This window comes from Streptomyces sp. NRRL F-2580 (assembly GCF_000720115.1).
Classification (GTDB): Bacteria; Actinomycetota; Actinomycetes; order Streptomycetales; family Streptomycetaceae; genus Streptomyces.
Map to the genome: position 1 here is coordinate 59,670 of NZ_JOIR01000037.1, position 22,725 is coordinate 82,394.

The 22,725-nt window shown below is 73.1% G+C and carries 17 protein-coding genes; 6 read left to right on the top strand and 11 right to left on the bottom strand.

What is annotated here, in order from left to right:
- Positions 1–53: 53 nt before the first annotated feature.
- The 5 genes from fxsT to fxsA form a co-directional block, all read right to left on the bottom strand.
- On the bottom strand, positions 54–4,046 hold the full coding sequence (gene fxsT / locus IF88_RS0131580; protein ID WP_030720175.1) for an FxSxx-COOH system tetratricopeptide repeat protein: 3,993 nt from the start codon (positions 4,044–4,046) through the stop codon (positions 54–56).
- The gene (locus IF88_RS0131585) at positions 4,030–5,412 is read right to left on the bottom strand and encodes a TIR-like protein FxsC (protein WP_234323765.1); all 1,383 of its coding nucleotides are present in this window, start codon (positions 5,410–5,412) and stop codon (positions 4,030–4,032) included. Before IF88_RS0131585 ends, fxsT begins: the two co-directional genes overlap by 17 nt.
- 77 nt (positions 5,413–5,489) lie before the next feature.
- The gene (locus IF88_RS0131590) at positions 5,490–6,290 is read right to left on the bottom strand and encodes an AAC(3) family N-acetyltransferase (protein WP_037807736.1); all 801 of its coding nucleotides are present in this window, start codon (positions 6,288–6,290) and stop codon (positions 5,490–5,492) included.
- On the bottom strand, positions 6,287–8,539 hold the full coding sequence (fxsBH, locus tag IF88_RS0131595) for a radical SAM/SPASM protein FxsBH, inactivated beta-hydroxylase extension form (protein ID WP_030720184.1): 2,253 nt from the start codon (positions 8,537–8,539) through the stop codon (positions 6,287–6,289). Before fxsBH ends, IF88_RS0131590 begins: the two co-directional genes overlap by 4 nt.
- A gap of 29 nt (positions 8,540–8,568) precedes the next feature.
- The gene (gene fxsA / locus IF88_RS42920) at positions 8,569–8,733 is read right to left on the bottom strand and encodes an FxSxx-COOH cyclophane-containing RiPP peptide (RefSeq protein WP_063754863.1); all 165 of its coding nucleotides are present in this window, start codon (positions 8,731–8,733) and stop codon (positions 8,569–8,571) included.
- A gap of 326 nt (positions 8,734–9,059) precedes the next feature.
- Here fxsA and IF88_RS0131605 point away from each other — a divergent pair, with 326 nt between their 5' ends.
- Positions 9,060–9,647 (top strand): NADPH-dependent FMN reductase, encoded by a 588-nt coding sequence (locus IF88_RS0131605; RefSeq protein WP_051837895.1) that lies wholly within the window; start codon positions 9,060–9,062, stop codon positions 9,645–9,647.
- On the opposite strand, the gene IF88_RS0131610 is transcribed toward IF88_RS0131605, so the two are convergent.
- From IF88_RS0131610 to IF88_RS0131620, 3 genes are all read right to left on the bottom strand, one after another.
- Positions 9,644–10,546, bottom strand: a complete 903-nt coding sequence (locus IF88_RS0131610; RefSeq protein WP_030720189.1) for an alpha/beta fold hydrolase — start codon at positions 10,544–10,546, stop codon at positions 9,644–9,646. The two genes, IF88_RS0131605 and IF88_RS0131610, sit on opposite strands and share 4 nt — an antisense overlap.
- Positions 10,547–10,783: 237 nt before the next feature.
- Positions 10,784–11,053 (bottom strand): hypothetical protein, encoded by a 270-nt coding sequence (locus IF88_RS47435; protein ID WP_030720192.1) that lies wholly within the window; start codon positions 11,051–11,053, stop codon positions 10,784–10,786.
- Between the two features lie 673 nt (positions 11,054–11,726).
- Complete coding sequence (locus IF88_RS0131620) at positions 11,727–12,797, bottom strand: membrane protein (RefSeq protein ID WP_037807738.1); 1,071 nt, start codon at positions 12,795–12,797, stop codon at positions 11,727–11,729.
- A gap of 114 nt (positions 12,798–12,911) precedes the next feature.
- On the opposite strand from IF88_RS0131620, the gene IF88_RS0131625 reads away from it, so the two are divergent.
- From IF88_RS0131625 to IF88_RS0131635, 3 genes are all read left to right on the top strand, one after another.
- A complete protein-coding gene (locus IF88_RS0131625) occupies positions 12,912–16,649 on the top strand; it encodes a DNA polymerase III subunit alpha (RefSeq protein WP_420711017.1) in 3,738 nt (1,245 codons plus the stop codon).
- Positions 16,646–17,644, top strand: coding sequence for a DNA polymerase Y family protein (locus IF88_RS0131630; RefSeq protein ID WP_030720201.1), 999 nt, complete (start codon positions 16,646–16,648; stop codon positions 17,642–17,644). Before IF88_RS0131625 ends, IF88_RS0131630 begins: the two co-directional genes overlap by 4 nt.
- Before the next feature lie 158 nt (positions 17,645–17,802).
- The gene (locus tag IF88_RS0131635) at positions 17,803–18,663 is read left to right on the top strand and encodes an esterase/lipase family protein (RefSeq protein WP_030720204.1); all 861 of its coding nucleotides are present in this window, start codon (positions 17,803–17,805) and stop codon (positions 18,661–18,663) included.
- A 45-nt stretch (positions 18,664–18,708) separates the two neighbouring features.
- On the opposite strand, the gene IF88_RS0131640 is transcribed toward IF88_RS0131635, so the two are convergent.
- Positions 18,709–19,776, bottom strand: coding sequence for a lytic polysaccharide monooxygenase auxiliary activity family 9 protein (locus IF88_RS0131640; protein WP_030720207.1), 1,068 nt, complete (start codon positions 19,774–19,776; stop codon positions 18,709–18,711).
- Positions 19,777–20,034: 258 nt separating this feature from the next.
- Here IF88_RS0131640 and IF88_RS0131645 point away from each other — a divergent pair, with 258 nt between their 5' ends.
- The gene (locus IF88_RS0131645; protein ID WP_030720210.1) at positions 20,035–20,400 is read left to right on the top strand and encodes a hypothetical protein; all 366 of its coding nucleotides are present in this window, start codon (positions 20,035–20,037) and stop codon (positions 20,398–20,400) included.
- A 73-nt stretch (positions 20,401–20,473) separates the two neighbouring features.
- Here the strand turns inward: IF88_RS0131645 and IF88_RS0131650 are convergent, their stop codons facing one another.
- On the bottom strand, positions 20,474–20,956 hold the full coding sequence (locus IF88_RS0131650; RefSeq protein ID WP_030720213.1) for a DUF402 domain-containing protein: 483 nt from the start codon (positions 20,954–20,956) through the stop codon (positions 20,474–20,476).
- A 147-nt stretch (positions 20,957–21,103) separates the two neighbouring features.
- On the opposite strand from IF88_RS0131650, the gene IF88_RS0131655 reads away from it, so the two are divergent.
- Positions 21,104–21,493, top strand: a complete 390-nt coding sequence (locus IF88_RS0131655) for a GntR family transcriptional regulator (RefSeq protein ID WP_030720217.1) — start codon at positions 21,104–21,106, stop codon at positions 21,491–21,493.
- Between the two features lie 82 nt (positions 21,494–21,575).
- Here IF88_RS0131655 and IF88_RS0131660 read toward each other — a convergent pair whose 3' ends face one another.
- Positions 21,576–22,673, bottom strand: a complete 1,098-nt coding sequence (locus tag IF88_RS0131660) for a DUF5925 domain-containing protein (RefSeq protein WP_030720219.1) — start codon at positions 22,671–22,673, stop codon at positions 21,576–21,578.
- Positions 22,674–22,725 lie beyond the last annotated feature (52 nt).

Below are 22,725 nucleotides of genomic sequence, written 5' to 3' on the forward strand. Positions count from 1 at the left end.
TGGCGGGAGGCGGGAGGCCCGCGGTCGCGGGGCCCCCGCCGCCCTCCGTGGAATCACACGGCGAGAGGCTCCAGATCGCGGTGGATCCGCCGCTCGTCACGGGCGTACCGGGTCAGGCTGTGGTCCTCGCCGAGGAGCCGGCTCAGCTCGGCCACCGCCTCCGCCCGCAACCGGGCCGCCTCCTCCTTGCGGCCCAGCGAGTCCAGGCTGACCGCCATGTTGGAGCCGGCCGCCAGGGTCTCGGGATGGTGCCCGCCGAGCGCCTCGCGCAGCCGCACCACCGCGAGCCGCTCCAGCTCCAGGGCGCCCTCCGGATCGCCCAGATCGGCCCGGGTGTTGGCCAGGTTGAGGTGGGCGAAGACGGTGTGCGGGTGATGGTCGCCGAGGACGTCCCGCATCAGCCGGATCGTCTGCCGCAGCATCGTCTCCGCCGTCTCCGCCGCGCCCGTGCCCCAGTGGAAGACCGCCAGGTTGTTCACGGCCGCCAGGGTGTACGGATGCCGCTCGCCCGGCACCTTCATGTACTCGTCCACCACCTCCTGCGCCAGGTCCCGCGCCCCGCCCGGGTCCCCGGTCGCGAAGAGGTCCGAGGCCAGGTTCAGCTCGCAGGACAGCAGGTCCGGGTTGACCGAGGTGTACTTGGCCCGGTAGCGGGCCCGGGTGGCCGTGGTCAGCCGGAGCGCGTCCTCCAGCCGGCCCGCCCGGCGCAGCGACACCGCCAGGTTCTTCGCGGCCGACAGGGTGCCGGGGAAGGCCCGCCCCAGCGTCCGCTTGTAGGTCTCGTAGGTCCGGCTGAGCAGCTGCACCGAGTCCTCGTACCGGCCCACCTCGCGCAGGTCGCGGGCGAGGTTCTGCGCGGAGGACAGGGTGTACGGGTGCTCCGGTCCGAGCACCTCCGTGCGCAGGTCGTGCACCTCCTGGTCGATCTCGCGGGCCCTGGTGTACTGGCCCACCAGCCGCAGGTTCAGCGCCAGGTTGTTCGCGGCGGCCAGCGTGCGCGGGTGCGCCTCGTGGAAGATCTGGCTGAAGCCCTCGTGGGCGTCGGTCGCCAGCTCCATCGCCTGCCCGTAGTCGCCGAGCGCGCCCAGGGTGTTGGCGAGACCGCTCATGGTCATGTACGTGTGCGGGTGCGAGGGGCCCAGCACCGCCCGCTGGCGCTCCAGGGTGACCTCGTCCAGCTCCTTCGCCTCCACGAACCGCCCCTGCGAACGCAGGATGTTCGACAGGTGGAAGCGCAGGTACAGGTACTGCAGGTCGTCGTTGCCCAGCATCTCCTTCCAGGCTTCCCGCAGTTCCTCGCCGAGCTGGTAGGCGGCCTTGAAGTCGCCGCGCTTCCACAGGTAGCGGACGCGGTCGATCAGCAGCCTGCGGGTCTCCGGCTCCTTGCAGTACCGGGCCTCGGACGGGGTCAGGTGCGACCAGATGGTGTTGAACCGCGGCCAGGTCTCCGGGTTGTCGATCGGCTCGTCGTCGTCCGGCCGGGCGCCGGCCAGGATCCGGTGGACGGCGTGCCGGGCCTCCCGCTGCTCCTCCTCCGTCAGCTGCGCCCGGATCACCGCCTGCACCAGCCGGTGCACCTGGATGCTGTTGCTGACCTGGTCGACCTTGGCCAGCGCGAACCGGCCGATCTCCCGGATCACCCGGCCGAGCACCAGCTTCTCCTGGAGCGAGGAGTCGTAGGGCTTGAGGGCGTCGATCATCTCCTTGCTGTAGAGCAGGTTCGCGGAGATCGGCTCGGGCGCCAGGAACGCGCACAGCTGGAGCAGCCGGACCGCCGCCGGGGAGCGGGACTGCAGCCGCTCTATGGAGATGTTCCAGGTGGCGGCCACCGGCTCCGGATAGCCGGGCGGCTGGTTCAGGGCCAGCACGCTCGCGGCCTGCTGGGCCAGCTGCTCGATGTACGCCGCCACCGGGGTCGCGGTCTCCGCGATCCAGGCCCCCGCCTGCTCGACCGCCAGCGGCAGGTCGCCCACCGCCACCGCCACCTGCTCGGCGTCGTCCTTGCTGAGCCCCGGGGCCCGGCGCTGGAGGTGCTCGATGGACTCCTCGCGCAGGAACACGTCCACCGGGAGCGCGTCGCCGTACTGCGACCAGGACTGGTTGCGGGAAGTCACCAGCACGTGGCCCGGGCCGCCCGGCGGGAAGAACCGCTTGAGCGTCTCGGGATCGTCGGCGTTGTCGAAGACGAGCAGCCAGCGCGAGGAGGGCACCCCGCGCCGCAGCAGGTCGATCGCCTCCTGGGAGGCGGCCGCCATGTCCTCGCCGGTCTGCGCACCGAGGCGTACGGCCAGCTCGGCGAGGGCCGCGACCACGTCGTCGGTCTGCTCCGAGGAGATCCACCACACCAGGTCGTAGTCGGCCATGAACCGGTGCACGTACTCCAGCGCCACCTGGGTCTTGCCGACGCCGCCGAGCCCGAACAGGGTTTGCGGCTGCGGCAGCACCACGGCCATGCCGCCGCCGAGCTGGTCGCGCATCCGCTCCAGCACGATGCTGCGCCCGGTGAAACCGGGGTTGCGGGGCGGCGCGTTCCAGATCTTCGGGACGGTCCCCGGGAAGCGGGGGCCCGGCTGGGAGGCGCTGTGGACGCTGTCGGGCAGGGCCATGGGCCGTTCCACCGCGCGCAGCAGGGCGGTGGTGGCGTGCACCTCGTCGAGCCGGAAGAGGTCCACCGGATTGCGGTCGATGTAGGGCGTGGAGAGCCGTACGTCGCCCACCCTCAGCGGGACGAGCTGGCGCCGGCCCCCGGTCGGGTCCTCGGCGGCCGCCCGCTCCCACACGTCCACGGCCCGGGCGGACTTCAGGTAGGCCGTGGAGAGCAGCACCACGGTCCGGGCGGCGGTGTCGATGCTGATGCCCGTCCCGCCGCCGAGGGTGTCCCCCGAGCCGGCGGTCACCGGGGCCCGCTCCGCGGAGACGTCCTTGGGCACGACCCGGAAGCCGGCCCGGGTGAGGACCGACTCGATCCAGTCGGCCCACATCCGGTTCTCGGCGACGTAGGAGAGGAACAGGTCGGCGGGCAGCGCCGGCCGGCGCCGGGTGAAGGCGTCCCTGATCCGCAGGCGGACCTCCTCGCCGATGACCGGCATGGAGGTGATCTCGCCCTCGGTGACCACGGTGGTGAGCCGCTCGAAGGCGGAGAGCAGGGAGTTGGTGAGCCCGGCCTCGTCGCCGAAGGTGGCCAGGGTCTCCTCGTAGGCGTAGTAGGGCCGGTACGGGATCTCCACCGCGCCCCAGTAGGAGGTGAGCTCGTCCCCGACGAGACCGCCCGGGAAGCGGTCGAACTTGATCCGGGCCAGCGCCCGGCCCGCGTCGGCCTTCTCCTTCTCGCCCTCGTCGATGCGCATCGGGACGGGGTAGATCTTGATGCCGCGGTCGTTGAACCGCTCGTCGATCTGGCGGGCCACGGACGCGGCGCCGTCGATGGACTGGTCGGAGAGGGTGAAGCAGTCGACGAGGACGTCCGGGAGGTGCACCGTGCAGATGTCCGCGATGTCGGACAGCCCGGTGCGGCTGTCGATCAGGACGTAGTCGTAGTTCTCCTTCATGTCGGCGCGTAACGCGTCGAAGAAGAGGCCGCCGCCGAGGCGGTCGTAGAAGTTGTCCCAGTCGAAGGTGGAGACGGTCGCCGAGTACTCGCGGTTCTGCCGGCCCGCGGAGACGAAGTCCAGGGTGCCGCCTTCCGGGAACTCCCAGCCGAGGGTCTCCGGGGTGAGCGAGACGGCGTGCGGCTGTATCCGCGCGTAGTCCTTGTGCCAGTCGTCGGCGCGCTGCACCGGGCTGGTCGCGGCCCAGGCGTATTCGCTGATCAGGTCGATGACCCCGGTGGTGGCCCCGAGCGTGGAGGGGTCCAGGAAGGGGTGGAAGAAGCGGTGCAGGCCCGGGGCCTCCAGGTCCCAGTCCACGGCGAGGACCCGCTTGCCGTTGGCCGCGAGGATCCAGGCGGTGTTGGCGAGCGCCATGGTGCGGCCCGTGCCGCCCTTGTACGAGTAGAAGGTGACGATGCGTCCGTCACGGGTGTCCCTGCTGTCATGACTCGCTGTCATCCGCGTCCCCCCGGTCGGTGTCGTTGCTGTCGTTGCCGTCGATGTGGGTGTCGTACGCGTCGTGGGCGACGTTCGGGAAGGGAGCCGGCGGCGGTGCGGGCGGCTCGCTCATCCCCATCGGCCCGATCAGCCGAGGGCGTTCGGTGTGGGTGTTGCCGGCCGGCAGGTAGACCTGGGCGTGTCTGAGGAACTGCTGGGCGGCGGCCTCGACCACCTGGGGCAGGATCTGTCCGAGGGTCTCCATGTTGGCCACGCCGTTGGCGGCGGCCCGGCAGGCGGCCCGGCCCTGGCTCATCTTGACGGGCAGGGTCTCCTCCAGCCGCCGGGCCAGCTCCGCCTCTTTCGCCCGGCTCTGGTGGTCGTAGCGGTTCCACGGCACGACCACGTTGATCCACGGGCGGGACTCCTGGTCGAAGGCGGCCAGGCGCCGGCGGCGGTGCTCGTCCTCCACCACCCAGCGGTCGACGATCAGGATCTCCGGCCGGGTCGGCGGCTGCTTGCTGTCGAAGTGACCGGCCTCGTCGTCGAAGGAGGACATGGTGGTCTGGTAGTTGAGGTTCTTGATCACGTCCTCGGCGACGTACGCGATCGGCCGCTGGGACACCGGATGGTACGGATTCCAGTCCAGGGCGCTCTCCCCGTAGTACTCCGGGCTCCGGCCGTCCGGCAGATCGTGCCGGGAGCCGGCCGCCACGGTCACGTGGAGGGTGCGGGCGGGGCCGCCGCCGGCGCCGCCGGTGCTGCCGGAGGGGCCGAAGGCGCTGGGCACCACGCGGTAGTCCATCGGGCGGACGGGATCGAGACGGACGGTCTCGGCGACCCGGACGATGCGCCGGGCCAGTTCGTAGACGGCCCGCTCGTACTGCTCGGCGTATCCGCGCAGTTTGATCAGCCCGTACAGCCCGTCGGTGACGTAGCGCTCGCCGAAGGTGTTGTGGTTGAACTGCAACCGCTCTGCGGGGCCGGGCAGTTGGGAGGGCGCCACCGGTACCCACAACGCGGGCACGATGGCCTCGGCGCGCTCGTTGCTCGCCGCGCCGTGCTGGATCGCGCGGTGCGCGAAGGCGAACCATTCCTTCCCGCACATCTCACTGGCGAAGTACCGCGGCGAGAACAGGGGGACGAAGACCCGGCAGGTGGCGAGCGCCGCGCCGAGCCGTTCCGACCAGCCCTCGCCGCTGCGTATCTCCCGGTCCATGAAACCGGCCTCGGCGCCGGCGGGCAGGTCCGTCAGCGCCATGACGTGGCCGCAGAGATCGCGGAAGAGGCGCTCCACCCACATGTCGGGGTCGGGCCCCCCGGCCCCGAATCTCGGTGTGTGCGCATAACTGAGAAAAAAATACGGATGCACTGATGCGGGCAACACGCCCCCCGTCCCGAAGCTGCGAGCGAAGAAACATCATTCCGGAGCTGCTTCGCCACATCCCCTCATCGTCCAGTCAATCAGCGTCTGTTTTCGGTCATCCAGTCAAGGGCGTGGTCAACGGCGTCCGGGACGGAGAAGAGCATGGTCGCCGCCCCTGCGACCCGCCCCCTGCGGACCCGGGAATCCGGGAACGTCCGGCCGATCTCCGCGAAATCCCCGTCGTCGAGCGCGACGTCCTCGTAGGCGGCCCACGCCCCCTCCTGCCCACTCCCTCGCCGCTCCGGAAGGTTCACCTTCACCACACACTCGTACATGCGCAAGGGGGGCTTCGGAATTCGGTACTCCGCGAGATGGAAAGCCGTGCAGACCGAAAACCCCACATTGATCATGAGTACCTGACCGCCCTCCCAGCACAACTTTCCCAGCGGTGACTCCTCACCCAGGTGGCTTTCGATGCGGTGCCCGGAACAGAGCCGCTCCGCGTCCGCGCCGAGGGCGGCGAAAGAGGTCTGCGGGTGGGCGCTGCGCGCTGCGCCCGGCGCGGTGCGCACGGCCTCGGCGAGCGAGCCCATCCCCTGGCTCGGGGTGCCCGCCGGATCGAAGGGGGCCATCCGCTCGCGGAAGGCCCGCACCCCGGACTCGTCCAGACCGGCGATCCGCTCCAGATGGGCACTGGAGGTCTTGGAGTTCGCCGGAGTGAACGCGGGGACCACCAGGGTGCCGCGCGGACCGAGCACCCCCGTCAGGGCGTCGCGCAGCTGCTCGGCGCGCAGCCCGGTCCCGCCGAGGCCGGCGTGCACCAAGAGCCGCATCCCGGGGCGGACCCCGAGCAGCCGCAACTGCACGGCCAGCTGGAGCGTGCCGGTGCCGGCGCTCACGCGTCGACCGCCTTCAGTTCGTAGCGGAGCTCCGCGACGAGGCGCTTGCCGGTGACGGTCAGCTCGGCCGCCTCCGAGAGGCGGTCCAGGGCCCGGTGGATGCGGTCCGAGCCACCCGGCTCGGGGGCCGCGGTGGCCCGCCGGTACGCCTCCACCGCCACCCGCTCGTGCACGTCGGCCAGCAGCCGCGACACCGGGACCGGCCGCTCCCGCCACGGCGAGGGGTGCTGCCACTCCCCGTCCAGCGCGTACAGGTCGGCCACCTCGGTCAAGGCCCGCAGCCGGGTCCGCCGCCGCCCGGTCAGCAGCGCGAGCGCGGTCTCCCGCACCCCCGCCGCGTACGGCACCCCGAGCGCCCCCGGACCGTGCCGGCCCGCCTCGCCCCAGCCGCCGGCCCGCGGACCGCCCGCCAGCGGGGTCAGGGTGGTCAGCCCGGCCGCCGCCGCCCGGGCGAACCCGGGCACCGCCTTGTGCAGCAGCGCCCACGCCCGGTCCAGCCTGCCCCGCCACTCCTCGGCCTCGCCCGTGCCGAGCCGGAGCCGGGGCGGCCGGGGGAAGCAGTTGCGGTACGGGTCGAGGTCCTCCAGCGCCACCGGGGCCGCGTCCGGCCCGGGCGACCAGGTGCGTACGGGCTGCCAGCGCGCGTCCCCCGCGGCGGGCCCGAAGCGGTGCTCGGTACGCCCGTCCCGTACGGCGTAACCCTCGTCGGTGACGTGCAGCGCGGCCCGGCCCTCCGTGCCGGGCTCCCCGAGCCGCAGCAGCCCCAGTGTCGGCAGGTACACCTCCCCGTCCCGGTAGGCCACCTCGGCCGGCAGGTCCAGCCCGCCGCGCAGGACGGCCGCGACGGCCAGCGCGGTCAGCCTGCGCGCCGCCTCCGGCCCGTCCTGCCGGCCCTCCCGGGCGGCGTCCAGGGCCGCCAGCACCCAGGTCCGGGTGAAGGGGTGGTCCAGTACGGCGTCCAACGCGTCCGCGCCCGCCTCCCCGGCCTGCTCCACGGCGGCCAGCAGCTCCCAGGCGCGCGCCCAGCCGGGCTCGGCTCCGAGGTCCGCGTGGAGCCGGGCCAGCAGGATCCGGGTCAGCTCCTCCTGGGAACGGGCGAGTTCGGCCGGATCGGAGAGCTGCGGAGCGGTCTCGCGCAGGGCCGTGCGGCCCTCGACCCCGTCCACGAGCTCGCGCAGGTCGGTGCAGTAGACGGAGGGGTTGTCGAAGCCGTTCCGGTCGCGGTAGCGGTGGGTGTACAGCCCGCCGCCGCACGAACGTACGACGGGGCACCGGCGGCACGAGTCGCTGACGCCCGCGAGGCCCAGCTGCCGGGCACGGACCCCGGGATGGGCCGCGACCTGGTCGAACGTATGGTCGAAGACGTTGAATCCGGTGGCGGCGGCCCCCTCGAAGGCGCTCTTGAGGGAGTCCACCTGCTCCAGGGTCCCGTCGGTCTCGACGACGACGAGGTCCGTGGGGGCGAGGCCGAGCGACTCGGTCAGGCTGGGGCCGCCGCGCAGGGTGGAGAGCAGGGACTCGAAGAGCCGTACGGGCACCGGGCGGCCGAGGCGCTCCCAGTGGTCGAAGACCCGCAGGAGCCAGCGGGCGTACGCGTCGGGGGCGCCGTCGGGGCGGACCGGAGGGGTCTCCCAGGTGGCGTGCGGAAGGAGGAAGTCCACGCGCGGCGGCTCGAGTTCGACGAGCGCGTCCAGGACGGCCACGGGGTCGTTGGCCACGTCCACGGTGCACAGCAGGCCCTGGTAGAGGTGGCGGTAGGGCTCCGAGCGGAGCAGCGCGACGGCCGCGAGGACCAGCGGGTGGCTCGTACGGCCGTCCGCGAAGCGGCGGTGGCGGTCGTTGGCGGCGCGGTCCCCGTCGAGGGAGATGCCCACCCGGACGCCGAACTCGTCGAAGAGGTCGAGGTATCGGGTGCCGAGCTGGAGTCCGTTGGTGTGGATCCGCAGGTCGAGGTCGGCGGTTCCGGTGAGCGCCCGGCTGAACTCCTCGCACACGAGGCGGAGCCGGGCCGTGCCCGCCAACAGGGGTTCCCCTCCATGGAGGATCACCGTGACGGAGGGGAGTGCATGGTCACGGGCATGTTCGGCGAGCCTCGACGCAGTATGCGAAATTACCTCGGGGGAGATCACTTTCGGCCGGGCTCGCCAGCTCTGATCTGCGTGTTCGTAGACATAGCAATGATCACAAGCAAGATCGCATCTGCTGTGAACTTTCAGGACGATCTCGCGAAATGCGATCAGGCCGGTCATTCCACCAGTCTAGAGCGCTTACTTCGGCGTCAGAGCGCGGAGTTGAAGATCGGTGCCTGAACCGGACGACCGGATTCAGCCGGCAGTACGCGACCGAGCGTCGCCGCCGCGGACGCGGTGTGGACGTCGATCTTGCCGAGCGGGAGCCGGCGGGCCTTGACCGTGCTGGTCGCGGGGGTTGCGGAAGTGTTCACGACACCGTCCTTGGGGAAGCCATGTGGAATGGGCATGTGAATGACAACAGCGACGCGCTGCCGTCAAGCGTGGACTTTACTCGGCCACACCCCATTGGCAACCGAGACATGACGCCTGGTCAACCGTTCTATGGCAAGCCCGGGGTATTTCTCGACGTGGCTTATTCGGCCGTTCGCCGGACGGCAAGATCCTTTTCTTCCACCGGCGGACCCGGACCGGATCCGGACCGGATCCGGTCCGGGGCCGCACCCGGGTCCGCCCGGGGTTGCGCGAGCGCCGCCACCCGGCGACGGCCTGGGCGGACCCGCCTCGGTAGGTTGGCCGTATGACCACGCCGCCCCTGATCCTCCTGCTGTCCGGAAGCCTGCGCGCCGGTTCTTCCAACGAAGCGGTGCTGCGCACCGCCCAGGCCGTCGCCGCCGAGCCCCCCGCCCGCCTGCGCACCGTCCTGTACGACGGCCTGGCGACGCTGCCGCACTTCAACCCCGATGACGACGCTGACCCGTTGCCCGGCCCGGTGGCCGGGCTGCGCGCGGCGATCGCCGGGGCGGACGCGATTCTGGTCTGCACCCCGGAGTACGCGGGCACCCTGCCGGGATCGTTCAAGAACCTCCTGGACTGGACGGTCGGCGGTACCGAGATCGGCGACAAGCCCGTGGGCTGGGTGAACGCCGCCGCCCCGGGCCGCGGCGGGGGCGCGGAGGCCACGCTGCGCACGGTCCTCGGCTACACCGGCGCGGCGGTGGTGGAGGAGGCCTGCGTACGGATCCCGGTTTCCGGGGCGATGTACGGCGGGGACGGGACGGTCGCCGACCCGGAGGTCCGGGCGCGCATCGGCGAGGTGCTCGGCGTACTGGCCGGCTGGGACGGTCCCGACGGTCCGGACCACCCCGACGGCTCCGACGGGGTCTAGGCGGGCTGCTGTTCGCTGAGCGGCGGGATGGGCAGGTCGCGCAGGAGCCAGTTGAGTACGTCGGGCAGTGCGCGCAGGGCCGCGAAGTGCGCGGCGGCCGGCTCGATGGCGGTGGTGGCCCCCGGGATGCGGCGGGCCAGCCAGCGGGAATGGCCCACGGGGGAGAACACGTCCAGCTCCCCGTGCCAGATCAGCACCGGACAGCGGATGTCGGCCGGGTCGAAGCCCCAGGGGCGGCTGAAGGCGAGGACGTCGTCGATCCAGCCGTACGCCGAATGGCGCAGCCCCTCACGGTAGTTCCGCAGCAGCATCGACCGCAGGCCCGCATCCGCGACGATCATGCGGTCGTTGTCGGTGAGCTCCCGGCGCAACTCGTCCAGCAGCCGGCCGGGGTCCTTGCGGATGCCGTCGGCGCGGGGGATCAGCCGGGCCGCCAGCTCCTCGGGGTCGGTGGTGGCGGTGGTGTACTCCTTGACGTTCGACGCGGCCATCCCGGCGAACCAGTCCAGGTCCTCCGCGTCCCGGGGGGCCAGGCCGACCATCGCCGCGGTCCGGGTGACCCGGTCCGGGAGCAGGGCGGCGCAGGCGAGGGCTCCGGCGGCGCCGCCGGAGCGGCCGGCCACCGCGAACGTGTCCAGGCCGAGGGCGTCGGCGACGGCGGCCACGTCCTGGGCCACGTCGGCGACGGTGCGGCCCACATGCCTATCGGAGCCGCCGTAGCCGGGTCTGTCGTAGGCGATGAGCTGCATGCGGCGTTGGTAGAGGACCATCCCCCGGGGGGCGGGGCCCAGGCGGCTGCCGGGCATTCCGTGGAGCAGGAAGACGGGTTTGCCGTCGGGATCGCCCCAGCGCTCCACGGTCAGAGAACGTCCGTCCGCTGTGCGCACCTGATTGCGCACGCGCTCCCTCCTTCACGATCGGTGCGAGTCGTCATCGAGATTGTGCTCGCTGGGGGAGGAGCGCGGTAGGGCGCACTTCGTGCGAAAATTATTGTGAATGTCTTCACAAGGGCGCGGCGGCCTTAGGTGCCCTGGTGTGTGCCCAGGTCGAGAAGGGGGCCTCAGGGGTGTGAACGGGCGTGAACGACCCTTCGGGGGGCTTTGTCGGCACGGATGCTTCCGATTTTGCGCGTTGAATTACGGCATCAGGCTGAAGCGCCGGGAAAAGGCCGGCTCGCGGTCCGGTCCGGTGCGAAATGAAGGAGTCGGACGGGTCGGGCCCGCTAGGGCGCAGGGATCAGCAGGCGCCGCCGTCGGCCTGTCGCAGGGCCCGGGCCCGGTCCGCGCCGCGCCGCGCTGGCCCTGCTGCACGCCCTTGGTGAGGAGCGCCTCCAGGTCCTGCTGCCAGCTCTCGTCGATCTCCTCCTGCGCCGCCTTCAGCGGCTCGTTGGAGGCGGTACGGCCCACAGCTCGATCCAGAGGGTCCAGCGCGGGTCGTGCGGGCCCTCGGGAGGTAGTGGCCAGGGCCGACATGCTCAAAGCCCGGGGCTCCGCCCCGCACCCCGCGCCTCAAACGCCGGCGGGGCTGAACTTGTGCGGCGAGGCCGGATGGTGGGCGGAGGTCGGAATAGCGCGGCGCAGCTGGAAGGTGCGGCGCCGGGGCTCCGCCCCGGACCCCGCTCCTCAAACGCCGGCGGGGCTGAATTTGTGCGGCGAGGCTGGATGGTGGGGCGGTGCTGAGGGATCGGGCCAGCCCGGCCGGTTGGGACGGGGGTGGGTGTGTGTCGGGGTGATCCCCGCAGGGCGTCGAACGCACTTCCGCCGAGCTCTCCGACCCCTCGTCACGTTCGGCGCCCGAGGAGACGCCCCGGCGCGCGCCCGCCCCCGGCACAACCGGCCCCCACCCGGCTCGGCTTCCCGGGCTGCCTGCAGGGCAACCGCGCCGCGGACCGACCCCCGCCGACAAGCCCGCCATGCCCGCCCGCAGGGCAACCCGCGGGGCGCCGCCCCACACCGCCGAGCCGCCCGCAGGGCACCCCGAGGGGCGCCGCCCCCACACCGCCGAGCCGCCCGCAGGGCAACCCGCGGGGCGCCGCCCCACCCCGCCGAGCCGCCCGCAGGGCACCCGCAAGGGGCCCGGTCAGTTCGGGAGGTCGCTGCCCGCCGCGGGGCCCGGGCGGCCCTTGCGGAGCACCGCGCAGGCCAGGGTGATCGCCGAGCCGGCCACCGCCCAGGCGGCGAGCACCAGCATCGGCCCGCCCGCGCCGTTCCCCCGGAAATACGTGATGGAGCGCGCGGCGTACGTACCGGCACCCGGCGGCAGGGCCGGCCCGATGGCGCTCCAGAACGGCGGCAGCAGCGGGTACGGGTACGCGCCGCCGGCGCTCGGGTTGCCGAGCACCACCACCAGCAGGATCGCCAGGCCGATGCCGATCACGCCCGCGAGCCCCTGGAAGGCGAGGGTGATCGCGCCGACCGCGAAGACGACCAGGGTGCCCAGCCCCCACAGGCCCATGATGTTGCCGGGCAGCGCGCCCAGGATCGGGCCCGCGATGACCGTGCCGAGCAGCCCGGCGGCGATCGCGTACAAGAGCAGCGCGCCGAGCCGGATGACGGCGCGGTGTCCGTTGGCGGGCCGGGCGCCGGCGCTGATCGCGAGGATCGCGGCGCACAGGTAGCCGCCCACGCACCAGCCGATGACCAGGTAGAAGGAGCTCAGGCCGCGGCTGTCGCCCTTGCCGGCCGGGGCCACGTCGGTGACCCGCAGGGTCCGGCCCTGGGTCTTCTCGACGAAGCCGACGACCTCTTCCACGGCCTGGGACAGCGAGGCGCCGGCGCCGGAGGCGACCAGCAGCCGGTCGGTCTTGCCGCCCGGGTCGACGATCAGCGCGGCGTCGACGTCCCGGTGCCTGACCTGGTCGAGGGCCGCGGCCTCGTCCTTGACCACGCGGGGGTCGAGCGGTTCGCCGGTCAGGGCGCCGAGCTGTTTCGCCGTCTGTTCGGCCACCGGCGCGAGGGGGGCGGTCACGGCGATCGGGATCTCGCTCGGCTTCGGATGGTGGAAGGCCCCGATGTACGAGGTGATGAAGGCGAGCTGGAGGACCAGCACCCCCAGGACCAGCAGGGCTGCCCGGGTGGTCACGGCGTCCTTGACCTCGGCGAGGAAGCCTGCGGACGGGCCTGCGTCGGTGCTCTCGGTGGGCTGGGTCATGTTCCACACGCTCGGCGTACCGGGGGCGGGGCGCAGCAGGGGAGGGCTGAATGGATGACCCCAGAGGATCGAACAAGTGTTTCGCACGGATATTCGAATTGCTCTATGGTGGGGATGGGGGAGGAGGTGTTCAACGAGCGAAGCAGGAGGCCGCGGGTGCCTGGTTTTACGCATCTGCACACCGTTTCGGGGTTCTCCATGCGCTACGGAGGCTCGCACCCCGAACGGCTGGCGGAACGTGCCGCCGAGCGGGGCATGGACGCCCTCGCCCTGACCGACCGCGACACCCTCGCGGGCGCGGTGCGGTTCGCGAAGGCGTGCGCGGAGGCGGGCATCCGGCCGTTGTTCGGGGTGGACCTGGCCGTGTCGTCCGCGGCGGGGTCGGCCGGGTCGGGGGGCTCGACCGGCTCCGTCGCGGGCGGCGCGGGCGGCGCGGGCAGTGCGCGTACGGGCCTCCGCGGTCCCGGATCCGGCGGCCGGGCGGGCTCCGTCGAGGCCTCGTACCGCCGCCGCACCCCCGTCAAGGGCGGGGCCTTCGTCGACGAGTCCGCCGCGCGGGCCGTCTTCCTGGCCCGGGACGGCGCCGCCGGATGGGCCGAGCTGTGCCGGATGGTCACCGCCGCCCACGCCGGCGCCGCCCACACCGACGCCGGTGAGCCTGGCCGGACCGGATCCGACGGCGCCGCGCCCCCGCGGGTGGCCGGCGGGCAGCCGGTGCTGCCCTGGTCGGCCCTGCGCGGGGAGGGCGTCTTCGTCCTCCTCGGGCCCGGCTCCGAAGTGGGGCGGGCGCTCGCCGCGGGCCGCCCCGACCGGGCCGCCCGGCTGCTCGCGCCCTGGCGGGAGATCTACGGTGACTCCCTGCGCCTGGAGGCCGTCCACCACGGCCGCACCGGCACCGGGCCCGGCTCGCTGCGGCTGGCGGCCCGTACCGTCGGCTTCGCCGCCGAACAGGGCGTCCCGGCCGTGCTCACGAACGCCGTCCGCTACGCCGACCCCGGCCAGGGCCCGGTCGCCGACATCCTCGACGCGGCCCGCCGCCTGGTCCCCATCGACCCCCGCGGGCCCCTCGACACCGGCGAACGCTGGCTCAAGGCCCCCGCCGCCATGGCCGAGGCCGCCGACCGCATCGCCCAGGCGGCCGGGCTGCGCCCCGCCGACGCCAGGCGCCTGCTCGCGGAGACCGCCCGTACCGCCGGGGCCTGCGCCGTGGACCCCGAGGACGACCTCGGCATGGGCTCCGTGCACTTCCCCGAGGCCCGGCTCGTCGGCGCCGCCCACCGCAGCGCCCAGCGCGTCCTCGCCTCCCGGGCCTCGGCGGGCATGGTGCTGCGCGGGTACGCGGACGACCGCGCGTACTGGGAGCGGATGCACCACGAGCTCGACATCATCGCCTACCACGGTTTCGCCTCGTACTTCCTGACGGTCGCCCAAGTGGTGGACGACGTACGGGAGATGGGGATCCGGGTGGCCGCCCGCGGCTCCGGAGCCGGCTCCCTCGTCAACCACCTGCTCGGCATCGCGCACGCCGACCCCGTCGCGCACGGCCTGCTGATGGAACGCTTCCTGTCCAAGCGCCGGCGCGTCCTGCCCGACATCGACATCGACGTGGAGTCCGCCCGCAGGCTGGAGGTCTACCGCCGCATCATCGACCGGTTCGGCACCGAGCGCGTCGCCACCGTCTCCATGCCCGAGACCTACCGGGTGCGGCACGCCGTCCGCGACGTCGGCGCCGCCCTGTCCATGGACCCGGCCGTCATCGACAGGCTCGCCAAGTCCTTCCCGCACATCCGGGCCCGCGACGCCCGCGCCGCGCTGGCGGAACTCCCCGAACTGCGTGACGTACGGGGGGAGTCGTACGGGCGGCTGTGGGAGCTCGTCGAATCGCTCGACGCGCTGCCGCGCGGGATCGCCATGCACCCGTGCGGAGTGCTGCTCTCCGACGCCTCCCTGCTCGCCCGTACGCCCGTGGTGCCCACCAGCGGCGAGGGCTTCCCCATGTCCCAGTTCGACAAGGACGACGTGGAGGAGCTCGGGCTGCTCAAGCTGGACGTGCTGGGCGTACGGATGCAGTCCGCGATGGCGCACGCCGTCGCGGAGGTCCGGCGCGGCACGGGGGAGGAGCTCGACCTGGACGACCCGGCGCAGGTGCCGCCGGGGGACCGGGCCACGTACGAGCTGATCCGCTCGGCCGAGACCCTGGGCTGCTTCCAGATCGAATCCCCGGGCCAGCGCGACCTGGTGGGGCGGCTGCAGCCGTCGACCTTCCACGACCTGGTCGTCGACATCTCCCTCTTCCGGCCGGGGCCGGTGGCCGCCGACATGGTGCGGCCCTTCATCGAGGCCCGGCACGGACGGGCGCCGGTCCGCTTCCCGCACCCGGACCTGGCGGACGCGCTGCGCGAGACGTACGGGGTGGTGGTCTTCCACGAGCAGATCATCGAGATCGTGCACGTCATGACCGGCTGCGGGCGGGACGAGGCCGACCGCGTGCGGCGCGGCCTGTCCGACCCGCAGTCGCAGGCGCGCATCAAGGTCTGGTTCGCGGCGGAGGCGGGCGGGCGCGGCTATCCGGCGGAGGTGATCGCGCGGACCTGGGAGATCGTGGAGGCCTTCGGCAGTTACGGCTTCTGCAAGGCGCACGCGGTGGCCTTCGCCGTGCCCACGTACCAGTCGGCGTGGCTGAAGGCGCACCATCCGGCGGCCTTCTACGCCGGGCTGCTGACCCACGATCCGGGGATGTACCCGAAGCGGCTGCTGCTGGCGGACGCGCGGCGGCGGGGCGTGCCGGTGCTGCCGCTGGACGTGAACCGGTCGGCGGCCGCCCATCGCATCGAACTGGTGTCCGATGTCGCGGCCCGGGCGGTGTGGGGGCTGCGCCTGGGCCTGTCCGACGTCCACGGCATCAGTGGGGCCGAGGCCGGCCGGATCGAGGACGGACAGCCGTACGCCTCCCTGCGCGACTTCTGGGACCGGGCGCACCCGGGCCGCCCGGTCGCCGAACGACTGGCACAGGTAGGGGCGTTGGACGCCTTCGGCGCCAACCGGCGCGACCTGCTCCTGCACTTGACCGAACTGCACGGTGCCCAGCGGGCGGCCGGGGTGCGCGGCCCCCAACTCCCCCTGGAGGGCGGCCGGTCCACGGCCTCCGTCGGGCTGCCCGACCTCACCGAGGCGGAACGGCTCAGCGCCGAGCTGGGCGTCCTCGGCATGGACGCCTCGCGGCACCTGATGGGGGACCACCACGCCTTCCTGGCCGAGCTGGGAGTGGTCCCGGCGCACCGGCTGCGGGACACCGCGCACGGGCAGACCGTGCTGGTCGCGGGGGCCAAGGCGGCCACCCAGACCCCGCCGATCCGGTCCGGGAAGCGGGTCATCTTCACCACCCTGGACGACGGCACGGGCCTGGTCGACCTGGCCTTCTTCGACGACAGCCACGAGCGGTGCGCGCACACCGTCTTCCACTCCTTCCTGCTGCTGGTACGGGGTGTCGTGCAGCGGCGGGGCCCGCAGAGCCTGAGCGTGGTCGGGGCGGCGGCGTGGAACCTGGCGGAGCTGGTGGAACTGCGGGCGGCGGGCGGTCTGGACGCGGTGGCGGGCCGGCTGGCGGCCGAGCCGGCCGCCTCCGGCGGTGACGGTCGTGGCGGTGACGGTGGTGACGGTCGTGGTGGCGGTGACGGCGCCGACGGTCGTGGCGGTGACGGTGCGGCGGAGGAGCAGGAACAGGTCCCCGAGCGCCGGATCCGCATGTCCACGGGGTACGAGATGAACCCGTGGGCCGACCTCCAGCCCCCGGGCACCGGCCCCGCGACCGGCCGCAAGCTGTGGCACTCCAGCCCGGGGAGCGCGGGATGAGCACCGTGATGTGCCTGCGGCTGAGCCCCGCCGGCGGCGGACCGCTCGGGGCCGAGGCGTACGCCGGGGTGCTCGCGCTGCTCGGCGGGATCACCCCGGCCGTGCAGGCCCTGGCGCCCGACACCGCCCTCGCCGATGTCCGGGGCGCGCTGCGCTACTTCGGCTGCGACGCCCGCCGGCTGGCCGCCGTGGTCCGGGTCAGGTCCCTCGCCCTGTACGGCGTGGACGCCGCCGTCGGCGTGGCCGGCAACCCCATGCTGGCCCGGGCGGCGGCCCGCGAGGCCCGGCCCGGGGACACCCTGGTGATCCCCGACGAGCCCGCCGCCGTACGGGAGTTCCTGGCGGGCAAGCCCGTCACCGTCCTCGACGGGGTCGGCCCCAGGGCCGCCCGTACCCTGTGCTCCTACGGCCTCGACTCCGTCGGCCGGGTCGCCGAGGCCCCGCCCGCCGCCCTGCGGCGGATCCTCGGCGCCCGGCTCGGCCGCGAGGTGCACGAACGCGCCCTCGGCGTCGACCGCACCCCCGTCCGTCCGGGCGCGGCCGCCCGCACCATCGCCGCCGAGCGGCTCTTCGACCGGGACGAGCTGGACCCCGTACGGCACCGGCGGGCCCTGCTCTCGCTGACGGAGGAGCTCGGCGCGAAGCTTCGTACACAAGGACCGGGCCGGGGGCAGGTCTGCCGGGCCCTCTCGCTCACCGTCCGCTGCGCCGACCGCACCACGCTCACCCGCACCCGCACCCTGGCCGAACCCACCGCGCATTCGGCCACCCTGACCGCCACGGCCTACGCCCTCTACGAGGGGCTCGGCCTGCAACGGGCCCGGGTCCGCGCGCTGTCCCTGCGGGCCGAGGGCCTGACCCCGGCCGAACGGGCCGTGCGGCAGCTCAGTTTCGATCCCGAGGACGAGAAGGCCCGTCGGCTGGAAGCCGTCACGGACCGGGTCCGCGCCCGCTTCGGGCCGCAGGCCATCGCCCGTGGCTCACTGGCCGCCTGACGGTCGATCGGACGACACGCGAGTTTTTACCGACGCGTAACTTCCCTGTGTTGCTACTCACCCGTAATTTGGCGGCAGCAGCGCCCCCTTGTGATCCGGATCACGGGATGAACCCCCACGCCCCATCCCCTTGAGTCGAACCGCAAGGAGATCACACGATGCTGCCCTGGAGACGCCTGCTCCGCCCGCTGGCCGTCCTCACCCTCACCGCCGCCGCACTCGTCGCCCCCACCGGCGCAGCGCAGGCCGCGTCCGCCCCCAGCAGCGGCTGGAACAACTGGTCGTGCAAGCCGTCCGCCGCGCACCCGCGCCCCGTCGTCCTCGTGCACGGCACCTTCGGCAACTCCGTCGACAACTGGCTCGGACTCGCGCCGTACCTCGTGCACCGCGGGTACTGCGTCTACTCCCTCGACTACGGGCAACTGCCCGGCGTGCCCTTCTTCAACGGGCTCGGCCCCCTCGACAAGTCCGCCGGCCAGCTCGACGTCTTCGTCGACAAGGTGCTCGCCGCCACCGGCTCCGCCAAGACCGACATCATCGGCCACTCGCAGGGCGGCATGATGCCGCGCTACTACCTGAAGTTCCTCGGCGGCGCCGAGAAGGTCAACGCGCTGGTCGGGCTCGCCCCCGACAACCACGGCACCACCCTGCTGGGCTTCACCAAGCTGCTCCCGTACTTTCCCGGGGCCGAGGACCTGATCAGCACCGCGACCCCGGGCCTCGCCGACCAGATCGCCGGATCCGCCTTCCAGCAGAAGCTGAACGCGGGCGGGGACACCGTGCCGGGGGTGAAGTACACGGTGATCGCCACCCAGTACGACGAGGTGGTCACGCCGTACCGGAGCGCGTTCCTGAACGGGCCCAACGTGCGGAACGTCGTACTCCAGGACCTGTGCGTGCTGGACCTCTCGGAGCACGTCGCCATCGGGCTCACCGACCGGATCGCCTGGCACGAGGCGCTCAACGCCCTCGACCCGGCCCACGCCGAACGGACCACCTGCGCCTCCGTCTTCGACTGACGGGCGGCGCGGGCGGTCCGCGGCGTTCACCGGTGTACGGGTGAGCTAGCGGCCGTGGCGGCCTGCCGTCGTCGCACGGCGACGGGCCAGCCCGAACAGCACGGCCGCGCCGACGGCCAGGGCGCCGGCCCCGGCGATCGCGATCGCCGGGGTGGCGCCGTTGCCGCCCGTCTCCGCGAGGTGGCGGCCGGCCGCGGACTGCGAGGGGACCGGGACGGCGGCGGCGGTGCTCCCGTTCGTCTTCGGGTCGTTGTCGCCGTGGCCGTTGTGCTCCACCGTGGACTTGTCCGCGCCCTCGGCGATCTGCTGGTCCGTCGGGGCCGAGGGCTGGTCGGACGGCTTGTCGGACGGCCTGGACCCGGCGCCGGTGCCGGTGCCGGTGCCGGGCTTGGCACTGGGCGACGCCCCCGTGCCGGGCTTGGTGCTCGGTGTGGTGCCGGTGCCGCCGTTGCCGCCGCCGCCCCCGTTGTCCTTGCCGAAGACCACGTCCGAGCAGGTGTAGAAAGCCTCCGGGCTGTCCGAGCGCTGCCAGATGCTGTAGATCAGGTGGCGGCCGGACTTGTTCGGGACGGTCCCCGAGAAGACGTAGTCGCCGTTCTGCATGCCGGGGTCCGTGGCCTTCGCGAACGGCGCGGGCTCCAGGTCGGACCACTTCAGCGGCTTCGTCGGGTCGTACCCGTCCTTCGTCACGTACAGCTCGAAGGAACCCTTGTGCGGGGCCGTGCCCTTGTAGCGGAAGGTGTGCGCACCGGCGGTCATCGGGCTGGCCGGCCAGTCGGCCCGGGCCAGGTCGAGCCCCTGGTACTTGTCGTTGCCGGCGGAGCACAGCTGGCCGTTCGGGATCAACGCCCGGTGGTTCGCGGCCGCGTTGGCGATGTTCACCGCGTTCCAGTCGTAGAACGCCTGCGCCCCGCCGGACGCCACGGCCGCCTTGCAGGCCGCCGACTTCGGCGCTTCCGGGCCCTCCGCGTAGCAGGCCGCCACCCGGCTGACCGGGTCCGTCATCGAGCCGTGCGCGACCGCGGGAGCGGCGGCGTAGACGGCCAGCGCCAGCGGGGCGAAACTTGCGGAGGCGATACGGGCCAGCGTCACGGTACGGCGGCGTGCGGGCATGGGTGGATCTCCTTCGGGCACAAGGCGGGGGCGCACCAGCGGAATCGGAATCGGGCCCAGTGGCGCCGCCCCCCGGCGGCGCCACGTGCGGCCCTTCCTGTCCTGGCCCGGCCAAGCTAGCCCCCCGCACCACGCCTTTCGCCTGCTCCGACCCCCTGGAGCGGATCCTTAGGGTCCTCTTAAGGAAGGAGTAAGGACGGGCTCAGGAAGCGGGCTTCGGGTGGGTTGCCACCCGGGTGTGGGGGCTACGCTCCGGGGATGAGGCGAGCAGAGGTTCTCAAACGAGTCATCGGCATCCTCACGGAGGCCCAGGAGATCCGCCGGGCGGCGGAGGCGGGCGAGGACGACGACGGCCCGGAAACGGACAGCCGCGTGGTCACCAACCTGCTGAACGAGATGCTGCCCTCGATCAGCGTGCCGGCCGACTCGTCCCCCGAACAGGTGGCCCGCCTGGTCGCGCAGGCGCTCGGACCCGCCCTGCAGACCATGGTCGCCGGGTTCAGCCTGGCCTTCACGAGCCTCGCCATCGAGCACGACAGCGGCCAGACGGACGTGTCCGCGATCGAGGTCCTGCAGCGGCTCGCCCTGGAGGTGGAGGCCGGGTTCTTCGACGAGGACGAGTAGCCGGCACGCCGACAGGCCGGGCGGGCCGGGCGGGCCCGGCGGTACGGGTACCTGCCGCGCCCGGCCGCCGCCCCTACGTGGTGAGCGCGCGCAGGCCGGCCGCGGAGCGGGCCTGGTCGTCCAGGGCGTCAAGGGCACGCACGGCCTGGGCGGCGGCCTCCGGGTCGCTCGTGACGAGCCCGCTCTCGGCGAACTCGTCCTCGTCCAGCCGCAGGACGGAGGTGACGTCCGCCGAGACCCACAGGTCGAGGTCCAGGTCCTCCACGAGGATCTCCCCGGGCCGCACCAGGGCCGGGCGGGTCACGTCGCAGTACCAGCCCTTCAGGACGCCGTCGGCGGTCCACACTTCCTTGATCGCGTACCAGCGCGTGCGCCAGAAGTGCTCGACGAACACGTCGCCCGGCTCGAAGCGGACGAAGCCGAAGTCCCGCACTCCCTCGGCCGCCCAGGGGGCGCGTACGGAGATCCGGTCACCGTCGTCGGCGACCCGCGTCGCCGGATAGCGGATCTTGGTCCGCCCGGCCTTGGTCAGGACGACGGTCAGCTGCTCGGTCACGCTGTCTCCAGTTCCTTCGTCGCGGGTCGTCGCGGGTCGTCGCGGATCGTGGATCGTGGATCGACGCGGCGGTCCTGCGGCAGACGCTACGGGCGCTTTCGCGCCGGGCGCCTCCCAATTAACCGGCGATGGGGGACAATCACCCGCGTGACCTCGACAAACCTGAAGATCACCCTTGACGGCTCGGCCGGGTCGGCCGCCCCGTACGAACAGCTGCGCGCGCAGATCGCGGACCGGGCCCGGTCGGGGAAGCTGCCGGCGGGCTTCAAACTGCCGACGGTACGGGGGCTGGCGGAGGAGCTCGGGCTGGCCGCGAACACCGTGGCGAAGGCGTACCGGGCGCTGGAGGCGGACGGGGTGATCGAGACGCGGGGCCGGAACGGGACCTTCGTCGCGGCGGCGGGCGAGGGGGCCGCCCGCGAGGCGGCGGCCGCCGCGCAGGCCTATGCGGAGCGTGCCCACCGGCTGGGCCTCACCCAGGCGGAGGCGGTCGCGGCCGCCACCGAAGCCCTCCGGGCCCGGTACGCCGCCCGCTGACTGCCGGGGCTCCGCCCCGGACCCCCTACGGCGCCCCCGCGCCCGCGCCTCGAACGCCGGCGGGGCCGAACCGCAGCGCCGGCTACAGGTACAGGCCCGCCTCCGAGCTGTGCGGCTGCGGCGGCAGGATCGCCGCCGGGCCCGAGCCGCGCCGCAGGGCGAAGAGTTCCGCCAGGCTGGCGCCCTCGCGGGAGACGCCCTCGTCCGTGCCCAGCCAGTCCACCGCCTCCCGGTGGGTCAGCCGGCCGACCTCGATGCGGGCCAGGCAGCGCCCCGGCCGGACCACCGCCGGGTGGAGCCGTTCCAGGTCCTCGTTGGTCGTCACGCCGACCAGTACGTTGCGGCCCTGTCCCAGCAGCCCGTCCGTCAGGTTCAGCAGCCGTGACAGCGCCTGCCCCGCGGTGTGCCGCGCCTCGCCGCGGATCAGCTCGTCGCAGTCCTCCAGCAGCAGCAGCCGCCAGCGGCCCTTCGACGTGCCCTCGTCCTCGCCGATCGCGATGTCCATCAGGTAGCCCACGTCGTTGAACAGCCGCTCCGGGTCCAGTACGCAGTCCACCTGGCACCAGTCCCGCCAGGACCGGGCCAGCGTGCGCAGGGCGGAGGTCTTGCCCGTGCCGGGCGGGCCGTGCAGCAGGAGGAGCCGGCCCGCGATGTCGTCCGGGGTCACCTTCATCAGCCGGTCCATCGCCCCGGCCACCGGCGCGGTGTAGTTCGGCCGCACCTCCGCCCAGGTCCCGGCCGCGATCTGGCGGGTCGTCCGGTACGGTCCGCGGCGCGGGGAGACGTACCAGAAGCCCATCGTGACGTTCTCCGGCTGCGGTTCGGGTTCGTCCTGCACCCCCTCCGTGGCCTCGCCGAGCACCTTTTCCGCGAGCTGGTCGCTGACCGCCGTCACGGTCACGTCCGCGCCGCGGCTCCAGCGGGAGACGAGCACGGTCCAGCCCTCGCCCTCGGCGAGGATGGCGCTGCGGTCGCTGTCGCGCGCCGAGCGCAACACCGAGGCCTGCGGCGGCAGGAGGGTCGCGTCCGCCTTGACCCGCTCGATCGACACGCTGTGCGAGTACGGCTGCTCACCGGAGGCGAACCGGCCGAGGAACAGCGCATCGACGACGTCCGACGGCGAGTCGCTGTCGTCGACGTTGAGCCGGATCGGCAGCGCGTCATGCGGGTTGGCTGGCATGGCGCCCATGATCCGGCACACCGTGCCCTCGTGCACCCGTGTTTCGCCGGAT

What these genes read in the sequence shown, in the direction of transcription:
- fxsT (WP_030720175.1), bottom strand. Translation starts at nt 4,046, where the DNA reads ATGACAGCGAGTCATGACAGCAGGGACACCCGTGACGGACGCATCGTC.
- fxsBH (WP_030720184.1), bottom strand. Translation starts at nt 8,539, where the DNA reads ATGACCGGCCTGATCGCATTTCGCGAGATCGTCCTGAAAGTTCACAGC.
- IF88_RS0131605 (WP_051837895.1), top strand. Translation starts at nt 9,060, where the DNA reads ATGACCACGCCGCCCCTGATCCTCCTGCTGTCCGGAAGCCTGCGCGCC.
- IF88_RS0131620 (WP_037807738.1), bottom strand. Translation starts at nt 12,797, where the DNA reads ATGACCCAGCCCACCGAGAGCACCGACGCAGGCCCGTCCGCAGGCTTC.
- IF88_RS0131625 (WP_420711017.1), top strand. Translation starts at nt 12,912, where the DNA reads ATGGGGGAGGAGGTGTTCAACGAGCGAAGCAGGAGGCCGCGGGTGCCT.
- IF88_RS0131630 (WP_030720201.1), top strand. Translation starts at nt 16,646, where the DNA reads ATGAGCACCGTGATGTGCCTGCGGCTGAGCCCCGCCGGCGGCGGACCG.
- IF88_RS0131635 (WP_030720204.1), top strand. Translation starts at nt 17,803, where the DNA reads ATGCTGCCCTGGAGACGCCTGCTCCGCCCGCTGGCCGTCCTCACCCTC.
- IF88_RS0131640 (WP_030720207.1), bottom strand. Translation starts at nt 19,776, where the DNA reads ATGCCCGCACGCCGCCGTACCGTGACGCTGGCCCGTATCGCCTCCGCA.
- IF88_RS0131645 (WP_030720210.1), top strand. Translation starts at nt 20,035, where the DNA reads ATGAGGCGAGCAGAGGTTCTCAAACGAGTCATCGGCATCCTCACGGAG.
- IF88_RS0131660 (WP_030720219.1), bottom strand. Translation starts at nt 22,673, where the DNA reads ATGCCAGCCAACCCGCATGACGCGCTGCCGATCCGGCTCAACGTCGAC.